16 protein-coding genes are annotated in these 15,517 nt (G+C 71.5%); 9 read left to right on the top strand and 7 right to left on the bottom strand.

Annotated features, from left to right (window positions below; all coding sequences use genetic code 11):
• Nucleotides 1-22: 22 nt before the first annotated feature.
• The 3 genes from gnd to dnaA all read right to left on the bottom strand — a co-directional run bounded on the left by gnd (nucleotide 23) and on the right by dnaA (nucleotide 5,017).
• Nucleotides 23-898 carry a phosphogluconate dehydrogenase (NAD(+)-dependent, decarboxylating) gene (gene gnd / locus ACIRRH_RS27265; RefSeq protein WP_403072514.1) on the bottom strand — a complete coding sequence of 292 codons (876 nt, stop codon included), beginning with the start codon at nucleotides 896-898 and terminating at the stop codon, nucleotides 23-25.
• A 171-nt stretch (nucleotides 899-1,069) separates the two neighbouring features.
• A complete protein-coding gene (gene dnaN, locus ACIRRH_RS27260) occupies nucleotides 1,070-2,200 on the bottom strand; it encodes a DNA polymerase III subunit beta (protein WP_224284069.1) in 1,131 nt (376 codons plus the stop codon).
• Between the two features lie 990 nt (nucleotides 2,201-3,190).
• Nucleotides 3,191-5,017: a chromosomal replication initiator protein DnaA gene (gene dnaA, locus ACIRRH_RS27255; protein ID WP_403072511.1), complete on the bottom strand. Its 1,827-nt coding sequence runs from the start codon at nucleotides 5,015-5,017 to the stop codon at nucleotides 3,191-3,193.
• Nucleotides 5,018-5,371: 354 nt separating this feature from the next.
• On the opposite strand from dnaA, the gene rpmH reads away from it, so the two are divergent.
• The 9 genes from rpmH (at nucleotide 5,372) to ACIRRH_RS27210 (ending at nucleotide 12,084) form a co-directional block, all read left to right on the top strand.
• Nucleotides 5,372-5,509: a 50S ribosomal protein L34 gene (rpmH, locus tag ACIRRH_RS27250; RefSeq protein WP_030059672.1), complete on the top strand. Its 138-nt coding sequence runs from the start codon at nucleotides 5,372-5,374 to the stop codon at nucleotides 5,507-5,509.
• Between the two features lie 18 nt (nucleotides 5,510-5,527).
• Nucleotides 5,528-5,956, top strand: coding sequence for a ribonuclease P protein component (gene rnpA, locus ACIRRH_RS27245; RefSeq protein ID WP_363388677.1), 429 nt, complete (start codon nucleotides 5,528-5,530; stop codon nucleotides 5,954-5,956).
• Complete coding sequence (gene yidD, locus ACIRRH_RS27240) at nucleotides 5,953-6,324, top strand: membrane protein insertion efficiency factor YidD (protein ID WP_403072508.1); 372 nt, start codon at nucleotides 5,953-5,955, stop codon at nucleotides 6,322-6,324. Before rnpA ends, yidD begins: the two co-directional genes overlap by 4 nt.
• Nucleotides 6,321-7,487 (top strand): membrane protein insertase YidC, encoded by a 1,167-nt coding sequence (gene yidC / locus ACIRRH_RS27235; protein ID WP_403072505.1) that lies wholly within the window; start codon nucleotides 6,321-6,323, stop codon nucleotides 7,485-7,487. The genes yidD and yidC overlap by 4 nt, the downstream gene beginning before the upstream one ends.
• Before the next feature lie 82 nt (nucleotides 7,488-7,569).
• Entirely contained in the window at nucleotides 7,570-8,100 is a 531-nt protein-coding gene (locus tag ACIRRH_RS27230; protein WP_392868679.1) for a protein jag, read from the top strand.
• Nucleotides 8,101-8,259: 159 nt separating this feature from the next.
• Complete coding sequence (rsmG, locus tag ACIRRH_RS27225) at nucleotides 8,260-9,078, top strand: 16S rRNA (guanine(527)-N(7))-methyltransferase RsmG (protein ID WP_403072502.1); 819 nt, start codon at nucleotides 8,260-8,262, stop codon at nucleotides 9,076-9,078.
• Nucleotides 9,079-9,223: 145 nt separating this feature from the next.
• Nucleotides 9,224-10,297 (top strand): ParA family protein, encoded by a 1,074-nt coding sequence (locus tag ACIRRH_RS27220; protein WP_403072499.1) that lies wholly within the window; start codon nucleotides 9,224-9,226, stop codon nucleotides 10,295-10,297.
• Entirely contained in the window at nucleotides 10,294-11,334 is a 1,041-nt protein-coding gene (locus tag ACIRRH_RS27215; protein ID WP_403072496.1) for a ParB/RepB/Spo0J family partition protein, read from the top strand. The genes ACIRRH_RS27220 and ACIRRH_RS27215 overlap by 4 nt, the downstream gene beginning before the upstream one ends.
• Before the next feature lie 132 nt (nucleotides 11,335-11,466).
• A complete protein-coding gene (locus tag ACIRRH_RS27210; RefSeq protein ID WP_224284275.1) occupies nucleotides 11,467-12,084 on the top strand; it encodes a GNAT family N-acetyltransferase in 618 nt (205 codons plus the stop codon).
• Between the two features lie 75 nt (nucleotides 12,085-12,159).
• Here the strand turns inward: ACIRRH_RS27210 and trxA are convergent, their stop codons facing one another.
• The 4 genes from trxA to sigM form a co-directional block, all read right to left on the bottom strand.
• A complete protein-coding gene (gene trxA / locus ACIRRH_RS27205; protein WP_403072492.1) occupies nucleotides 12,160-12,486 on the bottom strand; it encodes a thioredoxin in 327 nt (108 codons plus the stop codon).
• Between the two features lie 130 nt (nucleotides 12,487-12,616).
• Complete coding sequence (gene trxB / locus ACIRRH_RS27200) at nucleotides 12,617-13,582, bottom strand: thioredoxin-disulfide reductase (protein ID WP_403072490.1); 966 nt, start codon at nucleotides 13,580-13,582, stop codon at nucleotides 12,617-12,619.
• Between the two features lie 173 nt (nucleotides 13,583-13,755).
• Nucleotides 13,756-14,760, bottom strand: a complete 1,005-nt coding sequence (locus ACIRRH_RS27195) for a hypothetical protein (protein ID WP_403072487.1) — start codon at nucleotides 14,758-14,760, stop codon at nucleotides 13,756-13,758.
• On the bottom strand, nucleotides 14,757-15,479 hold the full coding sequence (gene sigM, locus ACIRRH_RS27190; protein ID WP_403072484.1) for an RNA polymerase sigma factor SigM: 723 nt from the start codon (nucleotides 15,477-15,479) through the stop codon (nucleotides 14,757-14,759). Before sigM ends, ACIRRH_RS27195 begins: the two co-directional genes overlap by 4 nt.
• Nucleotides 15,480-15,517 lie beyond the last annotated feature (38 nt).

Below are 15,517 nucleotides of genomic sequence, written 5' to 3'. Positions count from 1 at the left end.
CTTCTTGTGGAGAACCTTCTGTTTACTTGGACTCGACCGCGTGGCCGCCGAACTGGTTGCGCAGCGCGGCGATCATCTTCATCTGCGGCGAGTCCTCCTGGCGGGAGGCGAAGCGGGCGAACAGCGAGGCGGTGATCGCCGGCAGCGGCACGGCGTGGTCGATCGCGGCCTCGACGGTCCAGCGGCCCTCGCCGGAGTCCGCGGCCCAGCCGCGCAGCTTCTCCAGGTGCTCGTCGTCGTCCAGGGCGCGGACCGCCAGGTCCAGCAGCCAGGAGCGGATGACCGTGCCCTCCTGCCAGCTGCGGAAGACCTCGCGCACGTCGGTGACCTCGGGGGCGGCCTCCAGCAGCTCCCAGCCCTCGGCGAAGGCCTGCATCATCGCGTACTCGATGCCGTTGTGGACCATCTTGGCGAAGTGGCCGGCGCCCACCGCGCCCGCGTGCACCGAGCCGAAGTCACCCTCGGGCTTGAGGGCGTCAAAGACCGGCTGGACCTTGGCGACGTGCTCGGCGTCGCCGCCGTACATCAGCGCGTAGCCGTTCTCCAGGCCCCAGACGCCGCCGGAGACACCGCAGTCCACGAAGCCGATGCCCTTGGCGGCCAGCGCCTCGGCGTGCTTGACGTCGTCGGTCCAACGGGAGTTGCCGCCGTCGACCACCACGTCGCCGGGGGAGAGCAGCTCGGCGAGCTCGTCGACCGTCGCCTGGGTGGCGGCGCCCGCCGGGACCATGACCCAGACCACGCGCGGGCCCTGGAGCTTGGTGACGAGCTCCTGGAGGCTCTCAACGTCGGAGATGTCCGGGTTGCGGTCGTAACCGATGACGGTGTGGCCGGCGCGGCGGATCCGCTCGCGCATGTTGCCGCCCATCTTGCCGAGACCGATGAGGCCGAGCTCCATGACCAAGTCCTTACCTGTGGTGAACGTGCCTGCCGGCGGCGCCGTTGCCGCACTCCTTGAGCCTACGCGCTGGAGCGGCCCCGGCCGCCTGCGGTCGGCCGGGCGGGGGAGATGTCCACAGGCTGTGCACAGCGGGTGTGCACAGCCTGTGGGTAACCGGACGGGGGCGGGTCAGCCGGAGAGGCGGACCGGCATGATCAGGTACTGGTAGGCCTTGTCCTCCTCGGCGTCCACCGAGACCTTGCCGCTGAGCAGCGCGGGCTTGGTCGGGGTGGTGAAGCTGAGCTGGGCGAAGGGGGAGTCGATGGCCTTGAGGCCCTCCTCCAGGTAGCCCGGGTTGAAGGCGATCGAGATGTCGTCGCCCTCCAGGTCGGCCTCGATCCGCTCGGTGGCCTGGGCGTCGTCGCCCGAACCGGCCTCCAGGGTCAGCACGCCCTGCTCGAAGTTCAGGCGGACCGGGGTGTTGCGCTCGGCGACCAGCGAGACGCGCTTGAGCGCCTCCAGGAAGGGCTGGGTCTGGATCGCGGCGACGGCGCTGAACTCGGTCGGGAACAGGCTGCGGAACTTGGGGAACTCGCCCTCCAGCAGCCGGGTGGTGGTCCGTCGGCCGGCGCCCTCGAAACCGATCAGGCCCTCGCCCGCGCCGCCCGAGGAGAGCGCGATGGAGACGTTGTCGCCGCTGCCCAGGGACTTGGCGATGTCCTGGAGGGTCTTGGCGGGGACCAGCGCGACGGCGGAGATGTCCGACTGCTCGGGCTTCCACAGCAGCTCGCGGACCGCGAAGCGGTAGCGGTCGGTGGCGGCCAGGGTGATCCGGTCGCCCTCGATCTCGACCCGGACACCGGTGAGCACCGGGAGGGTGTCGTCCCGGCCGGCGGCGACCGCGGCCTGGCTGACGGCGGAGGCGAAGACGTCGCCGGAGACGGTGCCGGTGGCGGTCGGCATCTGGGGGAGCGCGGGGTACTCGTCCACCGGAAGGGTGGGGAGGGTGAAGCGGGAGCTGCCGCAGACCACGCTGACCCGCTGGCCGTCGGTGGAGATCTCCACCGGCCGGTTGGGGAGGTTGCGGGAGATGTCGTTCAGCAGCCGGCCGGAGACCAGGACGGTACCGGCCTCCTCGACGTCCGCCTCCAGCTCGACCCGCGCCGAGACCTCGTAGTCGAAGCCGGACAGCGCCAGGCTGCCCTCCTGCGCGGTCAGCAGCAGGCCTGCCAACACCGGCACCGGAGGCCGTGCCGGGAGGCTGCGGGCAGCCCAGGCCACCGCCTCCGCGAGGACGTCACGCTCCACCCGGAACTTCACCGGTAACCGCCTCCTGGATCGAGCGCTCCCGCTCGCACTCTGGTTCGTCTGATCTTGATCGTCGGTTCGGCTGTCCGCCGAGCTCCGTCACTCCGCTTCCAGTCGCAAGGACAGTCTGACGTACTCCGCCGACAGACGGGGCAGACGGGCGGAAGCAACCCGAACGGTTGTCGGGGCGCGGTTGTCCACAGATTCGGGGCCCACCCACTTTGAAAGCAAGTCCGGGGTCTAAATGTGTAGTGGTAGTAGTAGGGCCTGTGGAAACCGTGGATAACCCCGTTTCCGCAGGTCAGAGCCCAAATTTTGTCCACAGTGGCTGTGGACGGCGGCTGTGGACGGACAGGCCGCGCTGTGGACAGCCGAGCGTTACCCACAGGCCACGCACGGTATCCACAGGTTATCCCCAGGGCTGTCCCCAGATCCGGGCCCGGTTATCCACGGGCGCCGGTCAACTTTTCGTGACGCCTTTCACACCAGGGTATGAACGCCAGCCCACGGTTGTCGAACTGTGGACGCCGCTGTGGACAACCTGGGGATAACCGCCCCTCCCCTGGGGACAACCGGTGGACAACCCGGACGGCCCACTGGTGGCCCGTCAATTGTCCACACCCTGTGGATAACCGTTGTGCACAAGTCCACAGGCACGTGACCTGCGCGGAAGAGCGTAGCGGCGACGGGCCTGTGGACGAATTCTGGATAACTCCGCACTCCCCACCCTGTGGACGGTGGAGAAGGGGCCGGTCCTGTGGACAACGGCCTTGCGCGCCCCGGGTTTTCGAATCACCGGTCAGCTGTTCGGCGCGGACTGTGGACTGGCGGATCGTCCGTCGACGGCATCCCTGCCCAGTCTGCGCGCGATGCACACCTGTGGATGTGCAAAAGGGCGTCAGGATTCGCTCCTGACGCCCTGGGGGCCCGCCCTGCCGATCGTTCCCGGGGCCCGAGCCGATCGACGGGACGGGCCCCGGGGGCCGCACTGCGCGGCGCCGGCTAGCTCTTGATGCGGTTGGTGAGTTCGGTGACCTGGTTGTAGATCGAGCGCCGCTCGGCCATCAGCGAGCGGATCTTGCGGTCCGCGTGCATCACCGTGGTGTGGTCGCGGCCGCCGAACTGCGCGCCGATCTTCGGCAGCGAGAGGTCGGTGAGCTCCCGGCAGAGGTACATGGCGATCTGCCGGGCCGTCACCAGCACCCGGCTGCGCGAGGACCCGCAGAGGTCGTCCACACCCAGGCCGAAGTACGCGGCGGTCTGCTGCATGATGACCTGCGCGGTGATCTCCGGGCCGGCGTCCTCGTCCCCGCCCGGGATCAGGTCCTTGAGGACGATCCCGGCCAACTCCAGGTCCACCGGGGCCCGGTTGAGGTTGGCGAAGGCGGTGACCCGGATCAGCGCGCCCTCCAGCTCCCGGATGTTGCGGGTGATCCGGGACGCGATGAACTCCAGCACGTCGGCGGGAGCGTTGAGTTGCTCCTGGATCGCCTTCTTGCGCAGGATCGCGATCCGGGTCTCCAGCTCCGGCGGGGTGACGTCGGTGATCAGACCCCACTCGAAGCGGTTGCGCAGCCGGTCCTCCAGCGTGGTCAGCAGCTTGGGCGGCCGGTCCGAGGAGAGGACGATCTGCTTGTTCGCGTTGTGCAGGGTGTTGAAGGTGTGGAAGAACTCCTCCTGCGTGGACTCCTTGCTCGCGAGGAACTGGACGTCGTCCACGAGCAGGATGTCCATGTCCCGGTAGCGGCGGCGGAAGGTGTCCGCCTTGCCGTCCCGGATCGAGTTGATGAACTCGTTGGTGAACTCCTCCGAGGACACGTAGCGCACCCGGGTGCCCGGGAAGAGACTGCGCGAGTAGTGCCCGATGGCGTGCAGCAGATGGGTCTTGCCCAGCCCGGACTCGCCGTAGATGAAGAGCGGGTTGTACGCCTTGGCCGGGGCCTCGGCGACCGCCACCGCCGCCGCGTGCGCGAAGCGGTTGCTGGCGCCGATGACGAAGGTGTCGAACAGGTACTTGGGGTTCAGCCGGGCGGCCGGCTCGTCCTTGCGGGAGCCGCCGGCCGGGGGAGCGCCGGGCGGGGCGGGCACCCCGGGGACGCCGGGACGCTCGGAGCGCTCCGGGGCGGCCTTCTCCGTCGGGCGGCCGCCGGAGGGGCGGGAGCCGCCGGCCCGGCGGCCGGCGCCGGTGCGGGGCTGCTCGTTCGGGCCGGGGCCGTAGGCGCCGCCGAAGAGGTCGCCCTGGGTGGTCGCGGGCGGGCCGGGGACGGGCCGCGGCGCCGGGCGGGGCGCGGACTCCTCATCGCGGTAGGCGGGCGGCTGCTCGTGGTAGCCCTGCCAGCCGCCGGGGCCGCCGTACGGGGCCTGGCGCGGCTCGTAGCCGCCGGTGTCGTAGCGGGGGCGCTCGTAGTCCTGCTCGTACGGCTGCCCCTTCTCGTAGGGCTGGCCGTGCTCGTACGGCTGCTGGTAGTCCTGGCCGCCGTAGTCGGGGGTGTCCTCCTCCTCGGCCGGGCCCGGGTAGGGCTCGGCGGGGGCCTGGGCGGCGGGTGCGGGGGTGGTCGGTATCGCGTTGGCGTCGACCATCACGGCGATCCGGACCGGGCGGCTGAGCTCACGGCTGAGGGCCTCGGTCAGCTGCGGCAGCAGCCGGCCCTCCAGCACCTGCTTGGCCCGCTCGTTCGGGGTCGCCAGCAGGGCGGTGTCGTGCATCATCCACATCGGCTGGGTGCGCTGCACCCACTGCTTGTCCATCTCCCCGACATCGGGGTCGCTGACCAGCCGCTCGACGACCCTGGCCCAGACCGGGACGAGGTCGCTGTTGACATCAGCCACTGGTGCACGCTTTCCAAGAACAAACCAGACAAGTTCTACAACGGTAGTCAGCGAACAGGGCCGGATCAAGTCGTTGTCCACAGGCTGTGGGCAAAGCGGGCCGGAGGCTGCTGGTTTGACCCTCGCACCCCGTCCCGCGTACCGTAACCAGGTCGAGTTGTCGATGGCCGCTGCCGCATGTCCGCGGGTCCACCCGCTCCATAAGGCGCGCAGCACGGGCGCCGTGGATTGCCTCAGACCCCAGCCGAACTGGGGCGATGGGCCGGATTTCCGAAATCAGGGGAGATCACGCGGACGCACGGTGACGGCCAAGCGACTCCCCGTCATCCTACGATTCACCTCAGGAGCCCCCGAGTGAGCAAGCGCACCTTCCAGCCGAACAACCGTCGCCGCGCGAAGACCCACGGCTTCCGGCTGCGTATGCGTACCCGCGCCGGCCGCGCCATCCTGGCCGCCCGCCGTGGCAAGGGCCGCGCCAGCCTGTCCGCCTGATCCGCGCCAGAGTCTGTTGTGCTGCCCTCCGAGAATCGGCTGCGGCGGCGCCAGGACTTCGCGACCGCGGTGAAACGCGGTCGCCGGGCCGGCCGGCCCCTTCTGGTCGTCCATCTCAGCAGAGAGGGTGACCCCCAGGGGCAGACCGACCGGACCAGCGACTCCCGCCCGCACGTCGCCGAGGGGACTCCTTCGGCGCGTGCGGGTTTCGTCGTGAGCAAGGCCGTTGGCCCGGCGGTCGTCCGCAACCTGGTCAAGCGCCGGTTGCGCCACCTCGTTCGTGATCGTCTGTCCAGGCTGCCCGCCGGTAGCCTGATAGTGGTGCGTGCGCTGCCCCAGGCCGCGACCGCCTCGTACCAGGACCTCGAACGTGACCTGGACGCGGCACTCAAGCGGTTGCTGAGGACGGAGCCCGCCGCCACGGCGCCGACGGGAGCAGGGCGATGAAGTACCTGCTGATGGGTCTGATCAGGGTCTACCAGTGGACGATCAGCCCACTGCTCGGTCCTGTCTGCCGTTATTACCCCTCCTGCTCGCACTACGGCTACGAGGCCGTGAAGGTGCACGGGGCGGTCAAGGGCGGCGGACTGACCGCCTGGCGCATCCTGCGCTGCAATCCGTGGACGCCCGGCGGGGTCGATCACGTCCCGCCGCGCAAGCATCCGGTGTGGCACCGACGGTTGCGAGACTGGCTGAAGAGCCGGTCCGCCACCGGAGACCCGGTGACCGCCACCCCCGCCGGTCCGGACCCCGAGGGCCCGGCGACCATTGGCCCGGAGCGGCCAATCCACCTGTCCAAGGAGTCTGACCGGTGACCTTCGGTTTTCTTAGCCCCCTCTACACGGCGGTGTCCTGGATCATCGTCCAGTTCCACTCGCTGTACAGCCTCGTCTTCAATCCGGACGGTGGCTGGGCGTGGGGTCTGTCCATCGCCTCGATGGTCGTCGTCATCCGGATCTGCCTGATCCCGCTCTTCGTGAAGCAGATCAAGGCGACCCGGGCCATGCAGGCGATCCAGCCGAAGATGAAGGCCATCCAGGAGCGCTACAAGAACGACCGGCAGCGCCAGTCCGAAGAGATGATGAAGCTGTACAAGGAGGCGGGCACCAACCCGTTCTCCAGCTGCCTTCCCATCCTCGTGCAGGCGCCGTTCTTCACCGCCCTCTACGGTGTGCTGGCCTCGGTCGCCAAGGGCACCTCGATCGGCGTGATCCACGGCGACCTGCTGGTGAGCGCCGGCAAGGCACACATCTTCGGTGCCCCGCTGTCCGCGACCTTCGTCAGCAGCAGCGAGACCAGCGTCAAGATCGTCACCGCTGTGATGATCATCCTGATGTCGTTGTCGCAGTTCGTCACCCAGCGTCAGCTGATGACCAAGAACGTCGACCTCACGGTGAAGACGCCGTTCATGCAGCAGCAGAAGATGCTGATGTACGTCTTCCCGATCATGTTCGCCGTGATGGGCATCAACTTCCCGGTCGGTGTCCTGGTCTACTGGCTGACCACGAACGTCTGGTCGATGGGCCAGCAGCTGGTCGTCATCCACAACAACCCGACCCCGGGCAGCAAGGCCTTCCAGGAGCGCCAGGCGCGCCTGAAGAAGGCCGGCCGACTGCGTGCGGACGGTACGGAGATCAAGGGCGCGCTCTGGGGCATGCTGCCCCCGTCCAAGGCGGCCATCAGCGAGGCGGCCAGCGCCGCCGCGGTCGTGGAGGAGTCGGTCCGGGCGAGCCGCCAGCAGCCCCGTCGGCAGTCCAAGTCCCAGCGCCAGCAGGGTGGTGCCGGGCAGCCGGCCGACCTGAGCAAGGAAACGGCCGAGGAGCCTGTCGACACCGTCCCGGCCGATTCCTCCCCGGCCGACTCCGGTGGCAAGCCGGCGGCCGCCAAGCAGACCGGGGCCAAGCCCGCCGGTACCAAGCAGGGCACCCGGCAGCAGCCGAAGCGCGGTGGCGCCCAGCGGCCGAAGAAGAAGTCCTGACCGGCCCCGAGCCTGGCGTGACAGCCGCGAAGAGCTTCGTTCCCGGCCCGACAGACGGGCCCATCTCCGAAGGAGTCCATCAGTGACGGAAGGCACCACCTCCGCCGTCGAGGCCGAGGCCGCCGCCAGCGCCGACGAGAGCCTCATCTCCCGCCTGGAGCAGGAGGGCGACATCGCGGCGGACTACCTGGAGGGTCTGCTCGACATCGCGGACCTCGACGGTGACATCGACATGGACGTCGAGGGCGACCGCGCCCTGGTCTCCATCGTCAGCGACGGCAACGACCGCGCGCTGCAGCGCCTGGTCGGCCAGGACGGCGAGGTGCTGGAGGCCCTCCAGGAGCTGACCCGGTTGGCTGTCCACCGGGAGACCGGCGAGCGCAGCCGCCTCATGCTGGACATTGCCGGCTTCCGGGCCCGCAAGCGCGAGGAACTGGCGGCGCTCGGTGCCAAGGCCGCCGAGCAGGCCAAGAGCACCGGCGAGCAGGTCAAGCTGCGGCCGATGACGCCCTTCGAGCGCAAGGTCGTCCACGACGCGGTCGCCGCGGCCGGTCTGCGCAGCGAGTCCGAGGGCGAAGAGCCCCAGCGGTGCGTGGTCGTGCTGCCGGTCTGAGGCCGACAGGTCGACGACCGGCCGCCGCGGCGGCCGGAGAGCTTCACCGGACGCGACCCCGTCCGCCTCGTGCGGGCGGGGTCGTCGTCCCTTCTGGGATGTTTCACGTGAAACAGTGCGTTGAGCGGGTCGGTGGATCCGGGGATCGGAGAGGTCGAGATGGACACGGAGAACGCGGCTGCCGGCCGGCCGGGGGCGGACGTGGACCCGGCCGCTGAGGGGCGGGCCACCGAGCTGGAGGCGCTGCCCGAGGCGCCGGCCGCGGCCCGGGAGGTCTTCGGCGAGCGCTACGACGCCGCGGTCCGCTACACCGAGCTGCTGGCCACCGCGGGCGTGCAGCGCGGGCTGATCGGGCCCCGCGAGGTGCCCCGGCTCTGGGACCGCCACGTGCTGAACTGCGCGGTGCTGGCCGAGCTGCTGCCCTCCGGCATCACCCTGTGCGACGTCGGCTCCGGGGCCGGCCTACCGGGCATCCCGGTGGCGCTGGCCCGCCCGGACGTCTCGGTGACGCTGCTGGAGCCGCTGCTGCGCCGGACCACCTTCCTGGAGGAGGTCGTCCGGGAGCTGGGGCTGGACAACGTCACGGTGCTGCGCGGCCGCGCCGAGGAGATGGTCGGCAAGCTCGCGGTGGACGTGGTGACCGCCCGGGCGGTGGCGCCGCTGGACCGGCTGGCCGGCTGGGGCATGCCGCTGCTGCGCCCGCACGGTCAGATGCTGGCGCTCAAGGGGGACAGTGCGGAGCAGGAGCTGGCCGACTCGCGGGCCGGACTGGCCAAGCTGGGCGCGGTCGAGTGGAGCGTCATCGGGGTGGGCGAGGGCACCCTGGAGACCTCGACCCGGGTGGTCCAGGTGAAGGCGGGGGAGAGCCCCGGCGGGGTGAAGGCGGCCACCCGGCGCGCCAAGGCGGCCCGGGCGGGCCGCAACGCGAGCGTCCGGACCGGCGAGCGCGGCCGGGGCGGGCGGCGTCGCGGCCGCTGAGCCGGCGTGACGCCGGACACGTACCGAGCACGGGCGGACGGGCCTCCTGAACGGGAGGGGCGTCCGCCCGCGGTCGTTCAGGTGACGGTCCGGTCGACAGTGGGGCACCGGAGTGTCGCAACGTCAGATTTCCGGCATAGCGGGCATGGTGTTTCACGTGAAACGTCGCTCCTTGCTCTCGGGCATCCTCCGCCGTGACCGGGCGGCGACTGTTGCCGCTTCGGTTTCACGTGAAACACTGACCCCCATGCAGGACTCGGAGACCGTCGACCATATCGATGACACGCCCATCGCACGGGCTGCCCAGGCTGCGGTTCGAGCGATCGGCCGAGCGGGCGCGGGACTGCCCCGGCCCGCCGCCACCCGGGTGATCGTGGTCGCCAACCAGAAGGGTGGGGTGGGCAAGACCACCACCACCGTGAACATGGCCGCCTCGCTCGCCATGCACGGCCTGCGCGTCCTGGTCGTCGACCTCGACCCGCAGGGCAACGCCTCCACCGCGCTCGGTATCGACCACCACGCCGAGGTGCCGTCCATCTACGACGTCCTGGTGGAGGGCAAGCCGCTGGCCGACGTCGTGCAGCCGGTGCACGACGTCGAGGGGCTGTTCTGCGTCCCCGCCACCATCGACCTGGCCGGCGCCGAGATCGAGCTGGTCTCCCTGGTGGCCCGGGAGAGCCGGCTCCAGCGCGCCATCGCCGCCTACGAGCAGCCGCTCGACTACATCCTGATCGACTGTCCGCCCTCGCTGGGCCTGCTGACGGTCAACGCCCTGGTCGCCGGCAGGGAGGTGATGATCCCGATCCAGTGCGAGTACTACGCGTTGGAGGGCCTCGGCCAGCTGCTGCGCAACGTCGAGCTGGTGCGCGCGCACCTCAACCCCGCACTGCACGTGTCGACCATCCTGCTCACCATGTACGACGCCCGGACCAGGCTGGCCGCCCAGGTCGCCGAGGAGGTCCGGACCCACTTCCAGCAAGAGGTGCTGAGCACGGCGATCCCCCGCTCGGTGCGCATCTCGGAGGCGCCCAGCTACGGGCAGACGGTGCTCACCTACGACCCGGGCTCGACCGGGGCGCTCTCCTACCTGGAGGCCGCCCGCGAGCTCGCGCTGCGTGCGGTGGGCCAGGGCGGTTCACTGGTGGGTCAGCAGCGGGACGGTCATCAGGGGCACGGCGCCCCGGTGGCACAGTACGGCACGACGGAGGGTCATCAGTGAGTGCTCGCAGGGTTGGTCTGGGCCGAGGGCTGGAGGCGCTGATCCGCCCCGCCGCGCCGGTGGACGGCGGGGCGGAGGCGAAGCCCCCGGCAGCCGCGCCCGCACCGGCCTCGGTGACGCCGCTGCCGGTCGGCCGCGGCACGGTGGCGGCCCGGGCGGCCGCGGAGAAGCAGGCGGAGCAGGCACAGCCTGCCGGTGCCTACTTCGCCGAGCTGCCGCTGGACGCGATCACCCCCAACCCGCGCCAGCCGCGTGAGGTCTTCGACGAGGACAAGCTGGCCGAGCTGGTCACCTCCATCAAGGAGGTCGGCCTGCTCCAGCCGATCGTGGTGCGCCAGGTCGGTGCCGACAGCTTCGAGCTGATCATGGGCGAACGCCGCTGGCGCGCCTCCCGGGAGGCCGGGCTGGAGCGGATCCCGGCGATCGTCCGGGCCACCGAGGACGACAAGCTGCTGCTGGACGCCCTCCTGGAGAACCTGCACCGCGCCGAGCTGAACCCGGTGGAGGAGGCCGCCGCGTACGACCAGCTGCTGCGGGACTTCTCCTGCACCCACGAGGAGCTGGCCGACCGGATCGGCCGCTCGCGCACGCACGTCTCCAACACCCTGCGGCTGATGAAGCTCCCGCCCTCCGTGCAGCTCCGGCTGGTGGCCGGGACGCTGATGGCCGGGCACGCCCGGGCGCTGCTCGGACTGTCGGACCCCGAGCAGCAGGAGCGGCTGGCCGCGCGGGTCAACGCCGAGGGCCTCACGGTGCGCAACGTCGAGGAGATCGTCGTGCTGATGCGCTCGGAGGAACCGGAGAAGTCGAAGCGCCAGGCGCCGAAGGCGGGCAAGCTGAACTCCCCGGCGTTCAACGACCTGGCGAGCCGGCTGTCCGACCGCTTCGACACCCGGGTCAAGGTCGAGGTGTCGCAGCGCGGCGGCAAGCTGGGCAAGGGCAAGGTGGTGCTGGAGTTCGGCTCGGTGGAGGACCTGAACCGGATCCTGGACAGCATGGCCCCGGGTGAGGACGGTCTGCGGCTGTCGCAGGGCTGAGCCGGACCGGCCGGCCGAGGGCAACGACCCGATGGGTGCGTGTTCCACGTGAGCGCTGTTTCACGTGAAACATGCACCCATCGGCGTTCGTGGGGGAATGCTCGACCGTGAAAGGGAGGAGGAGGTGCGGCCATGGGACGCCGGATCGCTCCGCTGACGCTGGACAACCTCGGGGACCTGCCGACCGGCTGCCGCTCCTGCGTGTTCTGGGAGCTGGACCCGGTCAGCGGGAAGCAGGCGGTGGAGTCGGGCAAGCCGGAACTGGAGAAGGAGGGGTGGATCTCCACGGTGCTGCTGGAGTGGGGCTCCTGCGGCCGGATCGTCTACGTGGACGACCGGCCAGCCGGGTTCGTGTTGTACGCGCCGCCCGCCTACGTCCCCCGCTCGCAGTCCTTCCCGACCAGCCCGGTCTCGCCGGACGCCGTTCAGCTGATGGTCAGCCGGGTGCTGCCGGGCTACCAGCGCCAGGGGCTCGGCCGGGTGCTGGTGCAGGCCGTGGCCAAGGACCTGATCGGGCGCGGGGTGCGGGCGATCGAGGCCTTCGGCTCGGCCGGGCGGGTGCCGACCAGCTGCGTGCTGCCGGCCGACCACCTGCTCGCGGTCGGCTTCAAGACCGTCCGCCCGCACCAGCGCTACCCGCGGTTGCGGCTGGAGGCGCGGACCACGCTCTCCTGGCGGGGCGACGTGGAGGGGGCGCTGGAGCGGCTGCTGGGCGGCGGGCGCAAGGAGCCCGCGCTGCGGCCGTTCTAGGGGAAGCCCGGAAGACGACGGCGGGGCTCCCCTCGATGGGGAGCCCCTCCGCCGTGCGGTCGATGACCGGAAGACCTAGATGAACTCGGCCAGCTCGCGCAGCAGCGCGGCCTTCGGACGGGCACCGGTGATGGACTTCACCGGCTCGCCGCCCTTGTAGACGATCAGGGTCGGGATCGAGATGACGCCGTACTGGGCGGCGGTCGCCTGGTTGGCGTCCACGTCGAGCTTGGCGATGGTCAGCTTGTCGCTGTGCTCGGCCGCGATCTCGTCCAGGATCGGGGCGACCTGGCGGCACGGGCCGCACCAGGTGGCCCAGAAGTCGACCAGTACGGGCTTCTCGCTCTCCAGGACATCGGTCTGGAAGGTCGCGTCGGTGACTGTGGTGGTGGCGCCGGCCACGGGAACTCCTCGGGTTCGGACGGAGGGGGCTGCTGCCAGGAGAACAACGGGCGGGTCCGTTCTGTTTCTGCCCGGCCGGGGCGGGGGTGTTCCACGTGGAACACCCCCGCGGGTGGATTCGGGGAGGGGCTCAGACCGCGACGGCGGCGGCCTTGGCCTCCAGGTCGTCCAGCGCCGCCAGGTAGCGCTCGGCGTCCAGGGCGGAGGAGCAGCCGGTGCCGGCGGCGGTGATGGCCTGGCGGTAGGTGTGGTCCACGACGTCGCCGGCGCCGAACACGCCCGGGATGTTGGTCCGGGTGGAGGGGGACTCGACCTTGAGGTAGCCCTCGGCGTCCAGGTCCAGCTGGCCCTTGAAGAGCTCGGTGCGCGGGTCGTGGCCGATCGCGATGAACAGGCCGGTGACGGCCAGCTCGCGGGTCTCGCCGGTGGTGGTGTCGCGCAGGGTGACGCCGCTCAGCTTCGGGTCGCCGTGGATGGCCTCGACCGCGCTGTCCCACTCGAAGCGGATCTTCGGGTCGGCGAAGGCACGCTCCTGCATCGCCTTGGAGGCGCGCAGGGTGTCCCGGCGGTGGATGATCGTGACGCTCCTGGCGAAGCGGGAGAGGAAGGTCGCCTCCTCCAGGGCGGTGTCGCCACCGCCGACCACCGCGATGTCCTGGTCGCGGAAGAAGAAGCCGTCGCAGGTGGCGCACCAGGAGACGCCGCGGCCGGAGAGCTTGTCCTCGTTCGGAAGGCCGAGCTTGCGGTGCTGGGAACCGGTGGTGACGATCACGGCGCGCGCCTTGTGCACGTTGCCCTCGGAGTCGGTGACGGTCTTGATGTCACCGGTGAGGTCGACCGCGACGATGTCGTCGGGGATCAGCTCGGCGCCGAAGCGCTCGGCCTGGGCCCGCATGTTGTCCATCAGCTCGGGGCCCATGATGCCGTCCCGGAAACCCGGGAAGTTCTCGACCTCGGTGGTGTTCATCAGCGCACCACCGGCGGTGACGGCCCCTTCGAAGACCAGCGGCTTGAGGGAGGCACGGGCCGTGTAGAGCGCAGCCGTGTACCCGGCCGGGCCGGAACCGATGATGATCACGTTACGGACGTCGCTCACTGCTTCTCCTGGTTCGCATCGCGACCCGCGTTTGCTGCGGGGAGGGCGGTCCTGCTCCGCCGCCCGGGACAACGACTGACCAGTGTCTCGCATTCCCAGGCGGATCAGTACCAGACGCCCGAAGTCCGGAAGCGGCGTGGCGCAGTTGGCGTGGATCGCATGGGAACCGTCGGTCAGTGGCTGGGAACGGCCTGGTGCAGGAGGACCGGACCGCAGTCGGTGGAGCGCAGGTAAACGTCGACGAAGCCGGGCCGGCCGGGCAGCGGGTAGACCAGGACGTCGACCGGTGCGCCGCGGTAGCTGCCCCGGTCGGTGGCCAGCGGGCTGCCGGTGGCGGGGGCCGGGCAGCCCGGGTCGGCGGGGGAGAGGGAGGGGGAGTCGGGCTCGGGTCGGGCACCGTCGGCGGGCAGGGCGCCCTCGGACTTGGCGGGCCCGGTGGCCCGCAGCCCCGGGACGTTCTCCGAGCGGGCCAGCAACTGCTGGACCTGGGCGGCGATTTCGTCCTCGCGGTAGTCGGTGCCGGCGCCCGCCGCGTGCGGGGTGCGGGCGCCGTGGTCGTCGGCGGTCGGGGCCCCGCCCGCGGCGGCCGTCACCGTGCCGGACCGGTCGTCGGGGTGCAGCAGCAGCGCCCCGCCGAGCCCGAGCGCGGCCAGGGCGGCGGCCGTGCCGAGCAGCAGGGCGAAGCGCCGCCGGCGGGGACGGGAGCGGCCGGGGCCGGTGGCCGCGTCGGACCGGCCGGTGGGTCGGTCGGCACGGTGGCTGCCGGGTCGGTCCGCGGGCCGGGAGAGGGCGTCGGAGGGCGGCGTGGCGGGCTCCGTGGCGGCGCGGGCGGGCCGGTCCGGGGTTCCGGTCCGCCGGTCGGCCGCGGGGGCCTCCTGGGGCCGACCGGCGGACCCGCGGTCGCTCCCGGCGGTGGCTTCGGCGGCGGCCTCGGCCAGCGCCGCGTCCAGCCGGGCGGCGACGTCGGCCGGCATCGGCGGGGTCCCGACGTCGCCGAGCAGCGCCTGCACCTCGGCGAGCGCGTCGACGGTCTCCCGGCACTCGGCGCAGCCGCCCAGGTGCTGCCGCAGCGCTCCGACGGTGTCCGGGGAGTCGATCAGCCCTTCGGCGAGGTCGGCCAGCTGCTCCACCGGGGGGTGGCCGTCGGCGGGGTCGGGGAAGGAGGGGTGGGCGTTCATCGGGTGCTCGCGTCTCCTTCCAGAACCGTCCGACCGGTGCTCGGGCCCGTCCCTGTGACGGTGCCGGGGCGCTTCGGGTTCCCCGGGGTGTCCCGGCGCGGCGGGGCCGAGCCGGGGGCGGGCGGTGTTTCACGTGAAACACCGGGCTCGCGCAGGTGCCGGACCAGCGGGAGGAGCCGGGCCCGACCGCGTGCGCAGCGGCTCTTCACGGTGCCCACCGGGACGCCCAGCAGCTCGGCCGCCTCGGCCACCGGGTAGCCCTGCATGTCGACCAGCACCAGCGCGGCGCGCTGCTCGGCGGGCAGCTCGGCGAGCGCCGCGGTCAGCTCGCGGTGCAGCTCGGCCCGGACCACCGGGGAGTCGGCCGGCTCGGCGGTGCCGACCAGGGTGTCCAGCCGCTGCGGGTCCTCGTCGAGCGGGGTGGTGCGGCGGGTGGCGCTGCGCCTGGCGCGGTCCAGGCAGGCGTTGACCACGATCCGGTGCAGCCAGGTGGTGACCGCCGAGCGGCCCTGGAAGCCGGCGGCGGCGCGGAAGGCGGAGACCAGGGCGTCCTGGAGGGCGTCGGCGGCCTCCTCGCGGTCGCCCAGGGTGCGCAGGGCGACCGCCCAGAGCCGGTCGCGGTGGCGGTCCACCAGCAGGCCGAAGGCCGCCGGGTCGCCGGCGACGTGCCGGGCGAGCAGCGCCGCGTCGTCGTCCGGCTGGTCCACGCCGTCCGTCACCGTCCCCCCTCCGTCCCGGTCGTTCGTCCGTGTTGCCC

The organism is Kitasatospora sp. NPDC101235 (assembly GCF_044767505.1).
Lineage (GTDB): Bacteria > Actinomycetota > Actinomycetes > Streptomycetales > Streptomycetaceae > Kitasatospora.
This window is presented reverse-complemented; position numbering and strand designations above follow the sequence as displayed.